This window comes from Proteiniphilum sp. UBA1028 (genome assembly GCF_002316955.1).
GTDB lineage: Bacteria > Bacteroidota > Bacteroidia > Bacteroidales > Dysgonomonadaceae > Proteiniphilum.
Genome location: NZ_DCEN01000035.1, coordinates 62,074 through 80,784, shown reverse-complemented (window position 1 = coordinate 80,784; position 18,711 = coordinate 62,074). Strand labels below are relative to the sequence as shown.

General features: G+C 48.2%; 11 protein-coding genes. 10 read left to right on the top strand and 1 reads right to left on the bottom strand.

Going from position 1 to position 18,711, the window contains the following annotated elements; all coding sequences use genetic code 11:
- Positions 1-67 precede the first annotated feature (67 nt).
- From B3Z75_RS05630 to B3Z75_RS05600, 7 genes are all read left to right on the top strand, one after another.
- Entirely contained in the window at positions 68-2,509 is a 2,442-nt protein-coding gene (locus B3Z75_RS05630) for a glycoside hydrolase family 31 protein (protein ID WP_294068514.1), read from the top strand.
- A 127-nt stretch (positions 2,510-2,636) separates the two neighbouring features.
- The gene (locus B3Z75_RS05625; RefSeq protein WP_294068513.1) at positions 2,637-3,200 is read left to right on the top strand and encodes a hypothetical protein; all 564 of its coding nucleotides are present in this window, start codon (positions 2,637-2,639) and stop codon (positions 3,198-3,200) included.
- 62 nt (positions 3,201-3,262) lie between these two features.
- The gene (locus tag B3Z75_RS05620) at positions 3,263-4,741 is read left to right on the top strand and encodes a family 43 glycosylhydrolase (RefSeq protein ID WP_294068512.1); all 1,479 of its coding nucleotides are present in this window, start codon (positions 3,263-3,265) and stop codon (positions 4,739-4,741) included.
- A 12-nt stretch (positions 4,742-4,753) separates the two neighbouring features.
- Complete coding sequence (locus tag B3Z75_RS05615; protein WP_294068511.1) at positions 4,754-6,343, top strand: glycoside hydrolase 43 family protein; 1,590 nt, start codon at positions 4,754-4,756, stop codon at positions 6,341-6,343.
- A 38-nt stretch (positions 6,344-6,381) separates the two neighbouring features.
- On the top strand, positions 6,382-8,037 hold the full coding sequence (locus tag B3Z75_RS05610; protein WP_294068562.1) for a glycoside hydrolase family protein: 1,656 nt from the start codon (positions 6,382-6,384) through the stop codon (positions 8,035-8,037).
- A gap of 374 nt (positions 8,038-8,411) precedes the next feature.
- Positions 8,412-9,812, top strand: coding sequence for an arylsulfatase (locus B3Z75_RS05605; RefSeq protein ID WP_294068510.1), 1,401 nt, complete (start codon positions 8,412-8,414; stop codon positions 9,810-9,812).
- Positions 9,813-9,875: 63 nt separating this feature from the next.
- Entirely contained in the window at positions 9,876-11,468 is a 1,593-nt protein-coding gene (locus B3Z75_RS05600; protein ID WP_294068509.1) for a sulfatase family protein, read from the top strand.
- A gap of 5 nt (positions 11,469-11,473) precedes the next feature.
- On the opposite strand, the gene B3Z75_RS05595 is transcribed toward B3Z75_RS05600, so the two are convergent.
- On the bottom strand, positions 11,474-13,228 hold the full coding sequence (locus tag B3Z75_RS05595; protein ID WP_294068508.1) for a DUF4091 domain-containing protein: 1,755 nt from the start codon (positions 13,226-13,228) through the stop codon (positions 11,474-11,476).
- Positions 13,229-13,590: 362 nt separating this feature from the next.
- Here B3Z75_RS05595 and thrA point away from each other — a divergent pair, with 362 nt between their 5' ends.
- Genes thrA through thrC form a run of 3 tightly spaced genes read left to right on the top strand, consistent with a single transcriptional unit; the run spans position 13,591 to position 18,598 of the window.
- Complete coding sequence (gene thrA, locus B3Z75_RS05590) at positions 13,591-16,035, top strand: bifunctional aspartate kinase/homoserine dehydrogenase I (protein WP_294068507.1); 2,445 nt, start codon at positions 13,591-13,593, stop codon at positions 16,033-16,035.
- Position 16,036: 1 nt separating this feature from the next.
- Positions 16,037-17,251, top strand: a complete 1,215-nt coding sequence (locus tag B3Z75_RS05585; protein WP_294068506.1) for a cofactor-independent phosphoglycerate mutase — start codon at positions 16,037-16,039, stop codon at positions 17,249-17,251.
- Between the two features lie 36 nt (positions 17,252-17,287).
- The gene (gene thrC / locus B3Z75_RS05580) at positions 17,288-18,598 is read left to right on the top strand and encodes a threonine synthase (protein ID WP_294068505.1); all 1,311 of its coding nucleotides are present in this window, start codon (positions 17,288-17,290) and stop codon (positions 18,596-18,598) included.
- The last annotated feature ends 113 nt before the right edge of the window (positions 18,599-18,711 follow it).

Here is an 18,711-nt window from a genome sequence, read left to right as displayed (position 1 = left end):
GATCCAAATGTAATCCGGACAGTATTATCTTAATTCATGATTTAGCCTAAACAATAAAATAAACAACATGAAGATGAAATTTCTAAATCTTAAAACAAACCTCCTGCTTGCATTTGTCTTACCTTCACTTTTCCTGGTTGGGAATACAAATGAGGCAGTGCAATCATCAACTACTGCAGTAGCAAAAACCCCAGATGGAATCAAAACAACCATCAATTCTACAATCATATCCGTCTCTTTCTACAATCCCTCAACAGCCAGGATTGTTAAATATCCGGAAGGGACAAGTCCGGTAAAAGAGAGCCTCTCCGTAATTGCAGAGCCTGAAAAAGTTGCGCTTAAAACTTCAGACAAAGGCGAATACTTTAATATTCGCAGCAGCGAGCTGGAAGTGAAGATCAATAAAAAGAACGGCGTTGTCGCATTTTACTCATCCAACGGGAAGTTGCTGATGAGCGAGAAAGGAGCTCCCCGCTTTAACATCTTTGACGATGCAGGTGTGAAAACATTTGATGTAGCCCAATCATTTCAGCTTGAGGAGAATGAGGCTATTTATGGACTCGGACAACTGCAGAACGGTAAGATGTCGCAGCGTGGCACCAGAAAAAAACTGATTCAAGGAAATACTGAAGATGTCATTACCTTTTTCCAGTCGGTGAAAGGTTACGGTTTATTCTGGGACAACTATTCTCCAACACTTTTTAGTGACAACCAGGAAGGGACATTGTTCCATTCAGAGGTTGGGGATTGTGTGGATTATTATCTGATGTACGGTAAAAATGCAGATGGCGTTGTTGCACAAATGCGCCATCTGACTGGCGATGTGCCTCTCTTCCCACTGTGGACTTACGGTTACTTTCAAAGCAAGGAGCGATACAAGTCTCAGGATGAGACTGCTGGAATTGTAAGGAGATACAGGCAATCAGGTGTCCCGATTGATGGTATTATTCAGGACTGGCAATACTGGGGCAGCAACTATTTGTGGAACGCAATGGAGTTTCTCAACGAGAACTTCCCCGATCCTAAAAGAATGATTCGTGAAGTACATGACATGAATGCCAAGATGGTCATTTCAATCTGGTCCTCGTTTGGACCGATGACAAAACAATACCGCATCATGGAACCTCAAGGGATGCTCCTGGATATGGGTACCTGGCCACAATCGGGATCCTCGCTCTGGCCCCCCAATAGGGACTATCCCTCAGGTGTAAAACCATATGACCCCTATAACCCAAAGGCCAGGCAGATATATTGGGAGCATCTTAACAATGGCCTGTTCTCTCTTGGCATTGATGGCTGGTGGATGGATTCAACCGAACCGGATCATCTGGATGCAAAAGAGGAAGATATGAATTTGCAGACCTACCTGGGTTCCCTCAGAAAAGTACGAAATGCCTATCCACTCATGACCGTGGGTGGTGTATATGACAACCAGCGGGCAACGACTTCCGATAAAAGGGTCTTTATCCTGACCCGATCCGCATTTGCCGGTCAACAACGATATGGTGCCAATACCTGGACAGGTGATGTACAGGCAACCTGGGGCGATCTGGCCCGGCAAATACCTGCCGGATTGAACTTCTCCCTCTGCGGCATTCCTCACTGGAACAGCGATATAGGTGGCTTTTTCCTCAGTAATTATCCCAGAAAGCTGGAAGACCCCGATTACAGAGAACTTTATACTCGCTGGCTGCAATTCGGAACATTCTCCCCCATGATGCGTTCCCACGGAGCGGATGCTCCTCGTGAGATCTGGCAATTCGGAAATAAAGGAGAGCCCTATTATGATGCCATTGAGAAGTTCATCCATCTGCGCTACACACTCTTACCCTATATCTATTCAGTATCATGGGATGTTACCGCCAACCGTTCCAGTATGATCAGATCACTGGTGATGGATTTTCAGGATGATGTTAACTGTTGGGATGTTTCCGACCAGTTTATGTTTGGTAAATCCCTGCTTGTTTGTCCGGTTACAGAGCCGATGTACACCCGGGTTGTTTCGGGTGAAGGAAGGAATGTGATCCGGGAAGCAGATTTCACTTCTGTCGAATCGCGCACGCTTTATCTTCCAAACGGTGTTGACTGGTATGATTTCTGGAGCGATGAACGGATGACAGGTGGGAAAACGGTCAACCGCAGTGCTCCCATTGATCTTATACCGGTCTATGTCAAAGCAGGATCCATCCTTCCGCTGGGACCAAAGGTTCAATATGCAGAGGAGAAGAGATGGGATGATCTCGAAATTCGCATATATAAAGGAGCTAATGGAACATTTGTCTTATACGAGGATGAGTTCGACAATTACAACTATGAACAAGGAGCTTATTCGGAAATTTCATTTCACTGGAACGATGCATCCCGAAAACTTACAATTGGAAAACGGATAGGTAATTATCCGGGAATGATGGGTCAAAGGCGTTTCAGAGTTAAGCTGATAGAACCGGACAACATCAATGATGTTCGCTCGGTAGAATATTCAGGGGAGAAAATTATTATGCATTGGTAACTTAATTTGCGATGTGTTGCAGCTGTAACTATCCAATAGAGATATGAAGTTCCAACACATCGCAAATAATTGATGCTCTATACAGTTATATCAATATCCGACGTTTATCATTCTCAATTAAAATAATATGGAAAGCATCAGCAGAAAAAAATTCATTAAAAAAGTCTGTTATGCCGGTACCTGTCTTTGTGGTTTTAACGCTGCTGGATTGGCCAATAATGAAAACCAAACAGAAACAGACAACCCAATAAATGACAATAAAAATAATCTCCAGCGGGAGTGGCTTTCGGTATTACTGAACAACATGAATGACACTATTGAAGCAAATGAGAAGAGAAAGATTTTGAAAAGCTGCGCTTCTGTACATTATTTCAATTTGGGTATGGATGAAATACTTGCTCCATACAAACATGACCTGGACAAATTCATCTCTTTTCTGGAAAGCGAATGGGGTTGGATAATTGAATACAACAGAAAGGAAAATATCATCATTGCAGATGAAGATAAACAGCTTTGCGTTTGTCCCATCATAAACGGCCATAACAATACTGATTTATCTTCATTGTGTTACTGTTCAGAAGGTTTTGCTGAGCTCATGTTCTCCTTCATCACTGGTAGACCGGTCTCTGCAACTGTTGCTTCATCTATTCACAGAGGGAACAAAAGTTGTATATACAGGATCGTACTATAAAGGCCCTCATGCATGAAGCTACCATCGGTTATGGGCATGAATATTTGTTATTTAAAATAATTATGAAAACAAAATTTTTAATCCTTATTCCTTTTTTGTTCTATTCCTTTACAATTCATCCACAAAATTTCAATCCTATCATCCCCGATAACATCGCAGACCCATCCATCTCCAAGTTCGGCGACACCTACTACCTCTACGGTACAACCGATATCGATAGAGGTCTCGATGAAATGGGCCCACCTGTTGTTTGGAAATCGAAAGATTTTGTAAACTGGAGCTTTGAAGGAACCATACTCAACGAAGTCAATTGGAACAAACCCTATATGTACACCAATCCGGAAGGGAGGAAAAAATACGGCTACTACCGCTACTGGGCACCCGGAAGAGCCATTCGGCAAGGGAACCTGTATTATCTGTTCCCAACCATTGTCTCCCCCGATGGAAACGGGCCCGTATACACCTTGGTATCGGAATCACCCGACGGACCTTTTCGTTTTCAGAACGGTGACGGCCTTTTCTGGGGAAATGTGCCCGAAGGAAAACAACAAACTCAACCCTTTATACCTGATATCGACGTTGAACCATTTATCGATGATAACGGGAAAAATTATGTGTACTGGCGGCATCGCAAAGCAGCGCAGGTAAATAACGACTTCTCCGGAGTGGAGGGCGACATCATCACCATGTCAACCAAAAGAACCCAATACTCCGAAGGCCCCACACTGTTCAAAAGGGAAGGTATCTATTATTACATTTATACGCAGGGAGGCGACCAGAACTACCGCAATGCTTATATGATGAGTAGCGAAGGCCCACTATCGGGATTCAAGGCTCCCAAAGGCAATGATGTGTTTATCTCTTCCTCTCTGGAAAACGGAGTCTGGGGACCGGGGCACGGAAATGTATTTTATGATGCCGATTCCAATTCTTACATCTTTGCATATCTGGAGTTCGGGGAAGGAAGTACCACCCGTCAGGTGTTTGCCGACAGAATGGAGTTCAACCCTGATGGAACCATTCAAACAATCATTCCAAGTTTCAAAGGGGTGGGATACCTCAACAATACGCCCGACACTCGCATCAACTGGGCGCTTAAAGCCAAAGTAACCGCTTCAAGTCAAAAGAAAGAAAAAATGATCACCGAAAAAATAGAAACAAACCAGCACAATCCCAGACCTGACGGAGGGTCTGAAGTTCTTGCCTCGCGCACCTTTACCTACGGACCATATAATGCCGTGGACGGTTCGAACGGAACCCGCTGGGTGGCCTGCGGAGAAGATAAAACCCCATATCTTACCCTCGATCTCGGAAAAATATTGAATATCAAACAATGTGAGATGGCATTCACACATCCCGCCTTAGGACATGCATGGATACTCGAAAAATCTCTTGACGAAAACAACTGGCAGGTCTGCGGCATGCAGGTTGAACAGGTAGCACGTTCACCCCACATAGCAACTGAAATCGGAGAGGCAAGATTCCTGAGAATAAAAATTCTAAAGGGAAACCCCGGATTATGGGAATTTAAAGTATATTAGCACATTCAAATTATGCACAAACTCATATTACTAACCCATCTGCTGGTGGTTGTAAATATCGGCGGGTTCGCACAAAACCCGCAATCGTGGGGAAACTGGCGTTGCTGGGGCGGACAACCTGGAGGAACATACCGGAATCCCATCATACCTGCCGATTACAGTGACATTGACTGTATCCGGGTAGGAGATGACTACTATGCCATATCATCCACCTTCCAGTTTTCGCCGGGAATGATCATACTCCACTCCAAAGACCTGGTTAACTGGAGGATATGCGGACATGCCATTGCGGATATCACACAAATATCGCCCGAGCTGAACTGGGACAAAATGAACCGGTACGCCCGCGGCGTATGGGCCGGAAGTATCAGATACCATAACAAAAGATTTTATCTTTACTTCGGCACCCCCGATGAAGGCTATTTCATGACCTCCTCCTCCCGTCCCGAAGGCCCTTGGGAACCGCTCACCCCTCTGTTGCAAGAAGCCGGGTGGGATGATTGCTCCGCCTTGTGGGACGAGAAAGGAAACGGTTACTTTGTAGGAACCCATTTTGCCGACAACTACAAAACCTATCTATTCAAACTATCGGACGATGGCAAGAAAATTGACCGGAGATCCGCGGTACTCGTTAACTCCGGATCGGGCAGGGAAGCTAACAAACTCATAAAGGTGAACGACTGGTATTACATTATTTTCAGCGAACACAAGCCAGACAAGGGACGGTATGTAATGGCCAAACGTTCGAGAAATCCGATGGGCCCGTATAAAGAGGAAAAACAACTGGCACTGCCCGGCAGGGAAGCCATGGAGCCCAATCAGGGAGGTATGATAGAGGGGAGAGACGGCAAATGGTACTTCTTAACCCATCATGGAACAGGCGACTGGTCGGGAAGAATTGTCAGCCTGCTCCCTGTGACGTGGGTGGATAACTGGCCTATAATCGGCAACGTTATGCCCGGTAACATCGGTTCAATGAAATGGAGTGGCGAGATGCCCCTCCGGAGCAGCACTGAATTTCATCTCCGCCGAAGCGACGACTTTGATGACAACTCCCTGTCTCCTCAATGGGAATGGAATTATCAACCTCGCCAGGAGATGTTTTCATTGACCGAAAGAAAAGGCTGGTTACGGATGAAGGCATATCGACCGTTGAGAGCAAATGACCTGATGCTTTCCGGCAACACACTGACACAAAGAACATTCCGGTCATTCCACAACGAAGTGATCATCAAAATGGATGTCTCAGGCATAGTGGATGGACAAAAGTGCGGCTTATGTCATTTCTCGAAACCGTACTCATTTCTGGGTGTCAAACAAGAAGCCGGCTTGAAATGGATTGAATACAGCCACAACGGGGAAACCCTCGAAAACAGCATTCCTGACACACCGCATATTTGGCTAAAGTCCGAATGGGGATTGGATGGAAAGTCGCTTTACGCCTACAGCTGGGACGGAGAAAACTATATCTCTTTTGGCAACCCCTACCAACTTTCTTGGGGAAATTACCGGGGAGACAGAATAGGGATTTTCTGCTTCAACAACGAGGAGGAAAAGGGATACGTGGATATAGATTACTTTCATTACAGAATTGAAAAATAGTTGATAAAAAAAATGACCTTATTATGAATACGAATCGAATGCCTTTGATTACTCTCCTGCTGATGAGCCTGACATTCACCTCAAACAGCCTTTCTGCCCAGGTTATCGAAAGAACTCTTCCGAAAGAATGGAATAGTCTGGCTAAAGGCGCGCGGTTCAAGGACCGGTTTCTCCTCATGAAAGGATCCAACCTCTCATCCGACACATGGGGAACCGCATCCGTAAAACCCCGCTTTACCGATAATGGCATTGAAGATCGTATATGGTCATACTGGGGTGGAAATATTGTGAAGGCTGATGATGGCCTTTATCATCTGATGGTTTGCGGTTGGCTGGAATCATCACCAAAAGGACACATGGAATGGCCCAACTCCTATGTATTCAACACAGTCAGCGATAACCCCACCGGACCTTTCAAGCTGCGCAATATGATTGGAAAAGGACACAATCCGGAGGTATACCGGCTCAAAGACAACCGCTATGTACTGTATGTCATCGGAGGCCGTTATGTCTCCGATAACTTGTCGGGAAATTGGGAGTACGGGGAGTTCAACTTCGATGCCCGTGACCGCCGGATCATAGAAGGACTGTCCAACCTCTCATTTGCCCGGCGCGAAGACGGTTCCTTTGTGATGGTTTGCCGGGGTGGCGGCATATGGATCAGCCGCGACGGACTCTCCACCTATCGCCAGATCACCGACCGGCGCGTATACCCCGATGTGGACGGACGATTCGAGGATCCCGTAATCTGGAGGGACCACATCCAGTATCACATGATTGTAAACGACTGGCTGGGGCGTATCGCCTGGTATCTCCGCTCCAAAGACGGGATCAGCTGGGTGGTTGATCCGGGTGAGGCCTATACACCGGGAATAGCCGTACATGAGGATGGGCAGATGGAGGACTGGTTCAAATTTGAGCGCATCAAGATATTGCAGGATCGGTACGGCCGGGCAATTCAGGCTAATTTTGCCGTCATCGACACCCTGAAGCAGGAGGACAAACCACACGACAATCACAGCTCCAAAAACATCGGCATTCCTCTCAACCCGGGGCTGCTGTTGACGATCTCCGATAAGGGACCCATCACGGACAAGACCAAACAGATCCGCCTCAGAATACACGCGGAGGAGGGGTTCAACCCGCAAAACGACATAGAGATTTTCTCACTGCGTTTTGGGGCATCGTCGGAGGTCAACTTTGGCAGGGGATGTACTGTCCTGAGAACTGAGAATGAAGGAGATGACCTGATCGTAACTTTCATCGGCAAAGGCAATGGCATTACTCCGGATGAGTTTGCCCCCAAGTTGATCGGTAAATACAAAAACGGAAATATGTTGTACGGATATGCCCGCCTGCCCTATGTGGACTACATCGAACCGATCCTCTCGGCGCGCGCCCCGGTCTTCAGTGAGACTGACAAAGAAATAAGTTGCACGATTGAAGTGGAGAATTTCGGCCAGGTGACATCCAAGGAGGCTTATTTAAAGATTGAAAGCCTTGACAAAAGCGGGAAAAAGCGGCTGATTGCTTCAGGGAAAGTTCAGGCGTTACAGCCTTATGAAAAAACAAAATTAAGTTTATCCACTGAAATAAAACCGGGACCGGGTGCCATTGAAGGGGAAGAAATCATAATTACCATATTGGACGGTAAAAAACAACTTTCAACTTTTCACCCCCTCACTCAGGCATGACTCCATTCGTATCAAAAAAAAACGTTTTTCATATCTATTACTAACTCCTGTCGATTAATAGTCGCCCTGCGATAAAAACACATTCGCAGCATCGATATCCTTGCAGCGAGTATTACTGACAGAAGCATCCCGGTGTGCTCATCCAATCTGCACGACAACAAATAGGATTGAATATCATCATCGGCATTTTTTTTATCGTTACCTTTGCTAAAATCACAAAATGATTGCTACAGTTGCCGGTAGAAGTTTTCAACCGGGAGATGGAGCGAAAAGCAATCGGTACTCATTGTGAAGCACGTCGGGTATTCCCGAACAACGATGAGTGGATGACCATTCAGGAAATATTCAACGTTTAGTAAAGGGACAAGACTAGAATGAAGCTGATTATCTTTGCTGCTGGATTAACCCTTGCAGCACACAGTGCGCTCAACGCACAACAAAAGCCCAACGTGGTATTTATTGTGGCAGATGACTTGGGATATGGAGACCTCAGTTGTTATGGCCAGGAGAAATTCCAGACACCCAATATCGACCGGCTGGCTCTGAACGGAACCCGGTTTACCCGATCCTACTCGGGCACAACCGTGAGTGCTCCCTCGCGCGCCAGCCTGATGACCGGATTGCATACCGGGCACACACCCATACGCGGAAATAAGGAGATAGAGCCGGAAGGCCAGTTTCCACTTCCGGCGACGACCTTCACTCTGTTCCGCTTGTTTAAAAATGCGGGTTATACCACTGCCGCATTTGGCAAATGGGGATTGGGCTTTCCGGGCTCTTCCGGTGATCCGGTAAATCAGGGAATCGACCAGTTCTTTGGCTATAACTGCCAGCGATTGGCACACAACTACTACCCGGACCACCTGTGGGACAACAGCACAAAAGTGAAACTGCCGGAAAATGAACGGGGGCGCTTCGGTACCTACTCGCAAGACCTGATTCAGGAAAAAACGCTGGATTTTATTGATAACCACAACAAAAAACCGTTCTTCCTCTTCGTTCCCGTGGTTCTTCCACACGCCGAGCTGGTGGTGCCCGAAGACTCCATCATTCAGCAACTCAGAGGAAAGTTCGATGAAAAGCCATATAAGGGCGTCGATTCCGGTTCCGATTTCAGAAAAGGAGGCTATATGTCGCAGGAACACCCGCGGGCTACCCATGCCGCCATGGTAAAGCGCATCGACCTGTACGTGGGGCAGATCATAGAGAAACTCAAAGAAAATGGCGTATACGAGAATACGCTTATCATCTTCACCAGCGACAATGGGCCGCATCGTGAAGGGGGCGGAGACCCTGATTTCTTCAACAGCAATGGTATCTACCGCGGATACAAACGGGACCTGTATGAAGGGGGCATCCGGGTACCGACCATAATTTCCTGGCCAGGAAAAGTAGCTGCAGGCAAGGAGAGCGATTTTGCTTTTGCATTCTGGGATTACATGCCCACGTTTGCGGAACTGTTGGGAAAAAAAATACCCACACACTCCGACGGGATCAGTATCATGCCGATACTATCAGGCAGGGGGGGACAGCAGGAACGTGACTTTTTCTATTTCGAATTTCAGGAAATGGGCGGCAGACAGGCTGTCATAAAAGGCGACTGGAAATTGCTCCATCTTGATATCCGGAAAGGAGGAAAATACGAACTCTACAACCTTGCTTCCGATCCTTCGGAAAATCACAACCAGATCAACCTTTTTCCGCAAAAAGCGACAGAGTTGAAAAAAATAATGAAATCAGCCAGGATCGACGATCCCGCCTGGCCCCTATTTTAAATATCCGGTAGAACTAAAAAAATAACAGGATGCAAACAAGCATCTATCTAAATATATTACTTTATGAATTATAATTTCCTCACTGCTGCTACATTGCTTGGGGTAAGTTCCACAGCTCTGCTGGGATCTTGCCAGAACCCGGAAAAAAAAGAACAACGCCCCAACATCATCTATATCATGAGCGACGATCACGCCTACCAGGCAATCAGTGCTTACGGACATGGATTGAATGAGACGCCAAACATCGACCGGCTGGCCGAAGAAGGGGCTATGTTTACACGTTCAACGGTCACAAACTCAATCAGTGCACCCAGTAGGGCGGTGCTGCTCACCGGCAAGCACAGTTTTGTTAACGGGAAAGTAGATAACCTGCAACCGTTCAACTGGGATCAGCCCAATTTCCCGAAACTGATGCAGGCAAACGGATACCAAACGGCAATGATTGGAAAAATTCACCTTGACGGCATCCCGCAGGGGTTCGATTATTCCATGGTCCTGCCGGGACAGGGCGAGTACTACAATCCCGACTTTCTGATTGACGGAAAAAAAGTAAGAAAAGAAGGCTATTGCACCGAAATAATCACGGAGGAGACGCTCGATTGGTTGAAAAACAAACGTGACCCGAAGAAACCGTTCTGTCTGCTTTATCACCAGAAAGCACCCCACCGCAACTGGGAGCCGGCACCCAAATACCTGACACTGTACGACGACGTGACCTTTGATCCGCCCGCAACCTTCTTCGACAATTACGAGGGCCGGGGTAGCGCCGCCAAAGAACAGGAGATGCAGATTCACGGGCATGCACGATGGGGACATGACTTTAAGATGATTGTCGACCCCAATGGCGACAGTACCGGATTCTACAACCAATTGGAACGGTTTACGCCCCAACAGCGTGCGGACTGGCTGGCTGCATACACTCCCAAAAACGAGAAATTTAAAGCCAACTATGCCAACATGACGGACAAAGAGATCGCTCTGTGGAAATACAACCGGTATATCAAAGATTATCTGCGAACCATCAAATCGGTGGACGACGGCGTGGGCGAACTGCTTGACTATCTTGAAGAATCGGGACTGGCAGAAAACACCATCGTTGTCTACACCTCCGATCAGGGCTTCTATTTAGGTGAACATGGCTGGTTCGACAAGCGGTTCATGTACGAGGAGTCCTTCAGAACACCTCTGCTGATCCGCTATCCCAAAGAAATAAAGGCGGGCACCGTGATCGATAAGCTGGTGCAAAATCTCGACTTCGCTCCTACCCTCCTCGATTATGCGGGCATCAAAGCGCCGAAAGAGATGCAGGGCGAGTCATTTCGCAAACTGGTGGCGGGAAAAACCGATAAATGGCGCGATGTGGTCTATTACACCTACTACGAATATCCGGCTGAACATATGGTGAAGAGGCATTACGGCATCACGACCGACCGGTATAAGCTGATTCACTTTTACTATGACGTGGACGAGTGGGAGATGTACGACCTGCAGACCGATCCGCAGGAATTGAAAAATATCCACGACGATCCGGAATATTCCGAGATACGGAAAATGATGCATGCAAAGCTCGAGGAGACCCGAAAGCATTATGGTGATAGCGATGAGCTGAATGAACGGTATCTGAAAGAGTTTCTCGATCACCAGGCCGGTAAATAAATGAGCTAATTCAGTAATCTTTTGGCCACATTGAGCCTTTCTGGCCAGTCGGCAGAAGGTGTCAGCGTATCAAAAAGGGCAATTGCCTCTTCCAGCTCCTGTAGTTTTTCCAATGATTCAGGACTGTCCAGATCCGTGTATTGTTTACGCAATACACGGATTTTTTCTGCATCCTGAATCCCTTCAACCAGTCGCTCGAAACGGATAGAACTCCGTGCACCGGGATAGACCATATAGGTGTCACCGGCCGGCCACGTCCTGAAACGAGAGTCGGTCAGCGGATTTTCAACCCACGAATTGTAGGCCCAGCGCAAAAGTCCATCGAAATCATTGGCAACCGCATACCATGCAGCGTAGACAGATTCTGCCGGAGCAGAGAAGGTAAACATGTTGGGGAACGAATCAGCACAACATACGTAATAGGTGGTGACCAACCCTTTTGATCTTCGGACAGCGATATCTTCCTTATCCACCTTGCTGGCAGCTCCCACGCTGACATCCTTGATCCAGGGATACTCTTTATAGCTCTTGTGATTGTCTGCCAAAGAGACCCCCAGTTCGGGAGCAGCCTCTGCCAATACCTTCAGGGCGGCTTGCATGTCTGCCGGAGCACGCTCATCCATGGCAATATTCGTTTTCTCCAGCCACCCCTTGCTGCGAAGATGCCGGGCGAAATCCTTCAGGAAGGTACTCCACAATTCAGCGTATTCCTTCGACTGGGCCTTTAACTCAATGGTAACCAGCTCGCCTTTTACCACATCTCGATAATGCAATTGATTATTCCAGGTAAGCAGGGAGTAACAGTTGATCATTTTGCCGATACCCAGATCCATCATGAACTGTACCCACTTATCGAATATGGTATAGTCGTACGACCAGCTTCCATCCTCATTCTTTGTCCAGACAATCATGTCGGCGTATGCATCAAAGCTCTGATTGTTCCACGGGTCCTTGTTCAGGGTGGCGGTAATTACTTTCTGTCCCGCATCGGCCAGCATTTTCATTAACGGCTTCATTTTCTCGAAATGAGCGTCGCTCCATACCTCCAAATTATGCACCCGGGCCACTGCCGAAGGGTGCTGCCACAGATCGAGGTGATAGAGCCACTCCGATGGCTCGGGTAGCACACGGTCTACCACCGTCAGCTCAATCCCGAACTCCTCAACGGGACGGCCTCCGGCATGCAGGGTCAACGTCCCCTTGTAATTTCCGGCAACAGCAGCGGAAGGAATGCTGAAAGTAAGCCAGACCGGCCTCACTGTCTTTGCTTCCATATGGAAACAGGGCAGGTTGTCCAGCATATCGGCCGAGAGGGATGCCGGAAAATCTTCCGGTTTGCGGTGTCCGCATCCGGGACCGAATTCATCGGTCATCACGTAGCGAACAAATCTTGCTTGCGCAACAGATGCCGGTAGTGTATGATCAACAGACTCAAAATCGGCAAATTCAAGCTCTACCGGGTCTACCTCTTCAGCCGACCACAAAAGCAGCTGAGCAGATATTTTTTCTCCCCTCCAGCCGGTAAGCGCTACGCTCTTGTTAACAGACACCCCGGGTGCCACAGACTTCGGCATCCTGTCGTCTGTGGAAATAAATGAGGCATGTAACCCTTTAGAGACATGAGACCAGTCGGATAACGTATCACTTGTCGGATCTTTCATTTCCTCAAAGGTGAGACACTCTTTGCCGGGATGTCTGCTACCGCAGGAAATGAAATGGAACGCGAGAAAGAAAATAAGAAAAGGGATGGTTGATTTCATAAAAACGTTTAATTTTTGCCGGATTAATTGAGATGGGGGAGCCACCGGGCCGGCGAATGAAGATAAGAAAGGCAAAAATAAGAATTATTTTTATCTGATTAAAACATTTTTTAGGCTTGCCCGTTTCGTTTTATCAATTATTCCTTTATCTTTGCAACAAATTCAAATGTTCGCAATGCAGAGCTTGTATTCAACATACTTCCACACCACTACTATGACCATGACCCCCTGGGGGGTTATGTAAATTTTCACATCCGTACGGCAACACTGCTTGCCATTTGCAAACCAACCGGTTTGCGATTTACAATTCACATTTTTTATTCAACACCGTTTCTAAAACGGTTAAAAATTATTCACACACGATGAAAGTGATGAAATTCGGAGGAACCTCCGTAGGAAATCCCGATAGCCTGCAACTGGTGAAGGAGATTGTTGAAAAGGAAACGGAACCCGTGATTGTGGTTGTGTCGGCATTGAACAGTGTGACAGACCGACTGCTACTGGCTGCCGACTTTGCACTGAACAACAATTCGGGTTATAAGCCGCTATTGGACGAAATCATCGCCCGCCACGACGAGATCATTGAAAAGATGGTCACTTCACCCGCCGACAAACAGGAGGTGGTGCAGAAAACACAACAGCTATACGACGATCTGCGCAATATTCTTCGAGGCGTATTTCTGATTGGCGATCTCTCCCAAAAGACATCCGATAAGATTGTGAGCTACGGCGAACGCCTCTCCTCACTAATCATCAGCAAGGTTATAGAGGGCGCTCAATTGTACGACGCCACAGAGTTTATCAAGACAAACAGGCAATTCAGCAGCCACATACCCGATCTGGCACAATCCAATAAGCTGGTCAGGAAAACCTTTTCCGAAATGCCGCCACCTCACGTAGCCATTGTACCGGGATTTATCTCTTCGAGTTGTGGGGATAACGACATCACAAACCTGGGGCGCGGAGGGTCGGACTATACGGCAGCCATCATCGCTGCGGCACTCGATGCCACCGTACTGGAAATATGGACGGATGTGGACGGATTTATGACGGCGGACCCCAAAATCATCAATTCAGCCTATGTCATCGATGAGCTGTCGTTCACCGAAGCGATAGAACTGTCCAATTTCGGGGCAAAAGTGATCTACCCGCCTACCATCTTTCCGGTCTTTCATAAAAATATTCCCATTTATGTGAAGAACACCTTTCACCCGGAGGCAAAAGGCACCCTGATAAGAGATATCAAACCCACACGCAACGGAAAAATCATCAAAGGAATCTCCTCCATCAACGACACAGCCCTGATCACCATCCAGGGACTGGGCATGGTGGGTGTCATCGGAGTGAACAAACGAATTTTCTCGACTTTGGCCGACAACGGCATCAGCGTATTTATTGTCTCCCAGGCATCTTCCGAAAACAGCACCTCTATTGGCGTACGCTCGCAGGATGCACCTCTGTCGCAGAAAGTCCTAAGCCACGAGTTTGCTCACGAGATCGCCATGGGAAGTATCAACGAGATCATGGTCGAATATGACCTGGCCACCATCGCAATTGTGGGACAAAACATGAAACATGTGCCGGGCATTGCAGGAAAGTTTTTTGGCGCTCTGGGAAGAAATGGGATCAGCGTGATCGCCCTGGCACAGGGGGCCGGCGAAACCAATATTTCCTGTGTGATTGCCAGGTCCGACCTGAAGAAAGCGCTCAACGTAATCCACGACTCTTTCTTCCTGTCGCCCTACCAGGAACTGAACCTGTTTGTCATCGGCACCGGCACGGTGGGTGGAAAACTACTGGAGCAAATACGGGAGCAGCAAGCTACACTCAAGGAACACAATAAACTCAGAATCAACATCGTGGGAATTGCCAACGGACGCAAAGCACTCTTCACCCGCGAGGGCATACCGCTTGAAGGATACTTCGAAAATCTGATGAAAAACGGCGTGAAGAGTTCGCCCGAACGGATAAGGGACGAGATACTGAAAATGAACATTTTCAACTCGGTAGTGGTCGATTGTACTGCAAGCCCCCACATTGCTGCGCTCTATGGCGAACTGATGGCACGCAACATCTCGGTGGTCACGGCCAACAAGATTGCAGCCTCATCCGACTACGACAGTTATCGCATGCTGAAGGAGACTGCCCGGAAAAGCGGTGTGAAGTTTCTTTTCGAAACCAATGTAGGCGCCGGATTGCCCATCATCAACACCATGAATTCGTTGATCAACTCGGGAGACAGGATCGTCAAACTCGAAGCTGTACTCTCGGGAACACTGAATTTTATTTTCAATACGCTGAGCGAAGAGATTCCCTTCAGCCAGGCAGTCAGGATGGCGGTAGATGCTCAGTTTGCCGAACCCGATCCGCGCATCGACCTGAGCGGCCTCGACGTGACAAGGAAGCTGGTAATCCTTTCCCGGGAAGCCGGTGCCCGTGTAAACCAGTCGGATGTACACAAAAATCTTTTCGTGCCTCCAAAATATTTTGAAGGAACACTCGATGAGTTTTGGCAGACCATTTCCGAGCTTGATGCTTCGTTTGAAGAACGTAGGAAAGAACTGGCAAAAGATGGCAAGAAACTGCGTTTTGTGGCTTCCTACGACAATGGGGCATGCGAAGTAGGGCTCCGGGAAGTAGAACAGGGACATCCTTTCTACGACCTGGAAGGAAGCAACAACATCATCATGATTACCACCGAGCGCTACAACGAGTATCCGATGGTCATCAAGGGCTACGGTGCCGGCGCAACCGTTACCGCGGCAGGGGTGTTCTCAGACATCATTTCCATCGCTAATATCCGATAAAATGACTCCAAAAAACATCATCATACTGGGAGACGGCATGGCAGACGAACCCATCGCCTCACTGGGAAACAAAACACCCTTACAGGCAGCAAACACTCCCTATATGGATATGCTTGCCCGAAAAGGAAGAAACGGCCTTTTGAACACGGTTCCCGACGGTTTTGCTCCGGGTAGCGAGATTGCCAACCTGTCGGTGTTGGGCTACGATGTTCCATCGGTGTACGAAGGGCGCGGTGTACTGGAAGCAGCCAGCATGGGCGTGGAAATCCTGCCAGGGGAGATGGCCATGCGCTGTAACCTGGTGTGCATAGAAGGCGACCGCATTAAAAATCATTCGGCAGGACACATCTCTACTGCCGAAGCGGCAGAATTGATCCGGTTTCTTCAAAACGAACGGGGGAACGATATCTTCGGCTTTTACCCGGGTGTCTCTTACCGGCACCTGCTGAAGATGCGGGGAGGCGACAAGCGGATACATTGCACACCACCCCACGACATACCCGAAAAGCCTTTCCGCCCGCACCTTATTCAACCGGAAAGTGAAGAGGGAAGGCCGACCGCAAAAGCATTGAACGAGCTGATTCTCGCATCGCAGGAACTGCTGCGCAATCACCCTGTCAACAAAAAGAGGATAGCAGCAGGAAAGGATCCGGCGAACAGCATCTGGCCCTGGTCACCGGGCTATCGCCCTCAAATGAAACCCCTTGCGGAGCTCTACCCGATACACAACGGCGCCGTCATTTCAGCAGTCGACCTGATTCGGGGCATCGGTGTGTATGCCGGACTGGAGGTGATCCTGGTGGAGGGCGCTACCGGCCTGCACGACACCAATTACGAGGGAAAGGCGCGTGCCGCACTCGAGGCGCTCAGAGAGAAGGACTTTGTCTACCTGCATATCGAGGCCAGCGATGAAGCCGGGCACGAAGGGGATGTACCGCTGAAGGTGAAAACGATTGAGTATCTGGATGAACGCATTGTAAAAACAATTTACGAAGAGACACTCAGCTGGGAGGAACCGGTCACCATTACCATCCTGCCCGATCACCCCACACCTTGTGCCATTCGCACACACACCCGGGATCCCATCCCTTTCCTGATTTGGCACAGAGGGATAGAACCCGACAGCGTACAACGGTACGATGAGGTTGCTGCCCGCGAAGGTTCCCTGGGAACTCTCAAGGGCGATGCCCTGATGAAAACAATCTTCTCTGTGTAATTCAATCTTTTCTATTGCTGACAACAAAACAAAAACATGCACTACTACAGCACAAATAAAAAAGCACCTTCCTCCTCGCTACAGGAAGCCGTGGTAAAGGGACTTGCTCCCGACAAGGGACTTTATATGCCCGAAACAATAGAGAAACTCTCTTCCGGCTTTTACGCGAAGATTGCAGATTCCGGCTTGCAGGATATCGCCAAAATAGTGGCAGGAGCCTTCTTTGGAAAAGACATTCCCAAAGAGCAACTGGATGCCATCGTCACCGACACGTTGAGCTTCGATATTCCCCTGAAGAAGGTTGAAGAGGGAATCTATGTTCTGGAATTGTTTCACGGGCCCACCTTCGCCTTCAAAGATGTGGGCGCCCGGTTTATGGCACGCATGCTGTCCTACTTTGTGAAAGAACAGGGACAGGACAACGTGAAGGTGTTGGTGGCTACCTCGGGCGACACAGGAAGCGCCGTGGCCAACGGTTTCCTGGGGGTGGAAGGCATACAGGTGTTTGTGCTTTATCCGGCCGGAAAGGTGAGCGATATTCAGGAAGCACAGTTTACCACATTGGGACAAAACATTGTGGCGCTGGAGATAGACGGTACGTTTGATGATTGCCAGGCTTTGGTGAAATCGGCATTCATGGACAAGGAACTAAACGCCCGACTGAACCTCACCTCCGCGAACTCCATTAACGTAGCACGGTTCCTGCCTCAGTCGTTTTATTACTTCCATGCATATGCACAACTGGCAAAACAAGCAGTCTCCGGGGATGTAGTCTTTTCCGTGCCAAGCGGCAATCTGGGCAACCTCACTGCCGGCCTTTTTGCCAAACAAATGGGATTGCCAGTAAAACGGTTTATCGCGGCCAACAACCGGAACGATGTATTCAGGGAGTATCTTCTTTCGGGTGATTACCGTCCCCGTGCTTCGGTACAGACCGTGGCGAATGCCATGGACGTGGGGGCACCCAGTAACTTCGACCGTATCCTCGATCTGTACTCCCATTCCCACACATCAATTACAAAGGATATCGCGGCCTTCCGCTATACCGACGAAGAAATAAAGCAGGCCATCCGGGAAGTACATCAAAAAAACAATTACCTGCTCGACCCGCATGGCGCCTGCGGCTACCTTGCGCTCAAAGAGGGCCTGGAACCGGGAGAAACGGGTATCTTCCTGGCTACCGCCCATCCGGCAAAATTCAAAGAGACGGTGGAAGCATGCATCGGTGAGCAAATCAATATTCCCGAAAGATTAAAAGCTTTCATGAACAAGGCACGGCAAAGCTATCCACTTTCAAATGATTACAAAAGCTTAAGCGAATTGATCCGGATGTTGTCGGGCCATTAACCATTAACCAATGAGTTGATAAAAAAGAGCTATATAAGTTCTGGACCAGCGAAAGACTTGAGAAGGTGACCGTGAAATATCTCTAAACCTAATTTTTAGAGGGCTCAATCTCC

Excerpts from the sequence above, each read along its gene's own strand:
- B3Z75_RS05630 (WP_294068514.1), top strand. The coding sequence starts at position 68 with ATGAAGATGAAATTTCTAAATCTTAAAACAAACCTCCTGCTTGCATTT.
- B3Z75_RS05625 (WP_294068513.1), top strand. The coding sequence starts at position 2,637 with ATGGAAAGCATCAGCAGAAAAAAATTCATTAAAAAAGTCTGTTATGCC.
- B3Z75_RS05620 (WP_294068512.1), top strand. The coding sequence starts at position 3,263 with ATGAAAACAAAATTTTTAATCCTTATTCCTTTTTTGTTCTATTCCTTT.
- B3Z75_RS05615 (WP_294068511.1), top strand. The coding sequence starts at position 4,754 with ATGCACAAACTCATATTACTAACCCATCTGCTGGTGGTTGTAAATATC.
- B3Z75_RS05610 (WP_294068562.1), top strand. The coding sequence starts at position 6,382 with ATGCCTTTGATTACTCTCCTGCTGATGAGCCTGACATTCACCTCAAAC.
- B3Z75_RS05605 (WP_294068510.1), top strand. The coding sequence starts at position 8,412 with ATGAAGCTGATTATCTTTGCTGCTGGATTAACCCTTGCAGCACACAGT.
- B3Z75_RS05600 (WP_294068509.1), top strand. The coding sequence starts at position 9,876 with ATGAATTATAATTTCCTCACTGCTGCTACATTGCTTGGGGTAAGTTCC.
- B3Z75_RS05595 (WP_294068508.1), bottom strand. The coding sequence starts at position 13,228 with ATGAAATCAACCATCCCTTTTCTTATTTTCTTTCTCGCGTTCCATTTC.
- thrA (WP_294068507.1), top strand. The coding sequence starts at position 13,591 with ATGAAAGTGATGAAATTCGGAGGAACCTCCGTAGGAAATCCCGATAGC.
- B3Z75_RS05585 (WP_294068506.1), top strand. The coding sequence starts at position 16,037 with ATGACTCCAAAAAACATCATCATACTGGGAGACGGCATGGCAGACGAA.
- thrC (WP_294068505.1), top strand. The coding sequence starts at position 17,288 with ATGCACTACTACAGCACAAATAAAAAAGCACCTTCCTCCTCGCTACAG.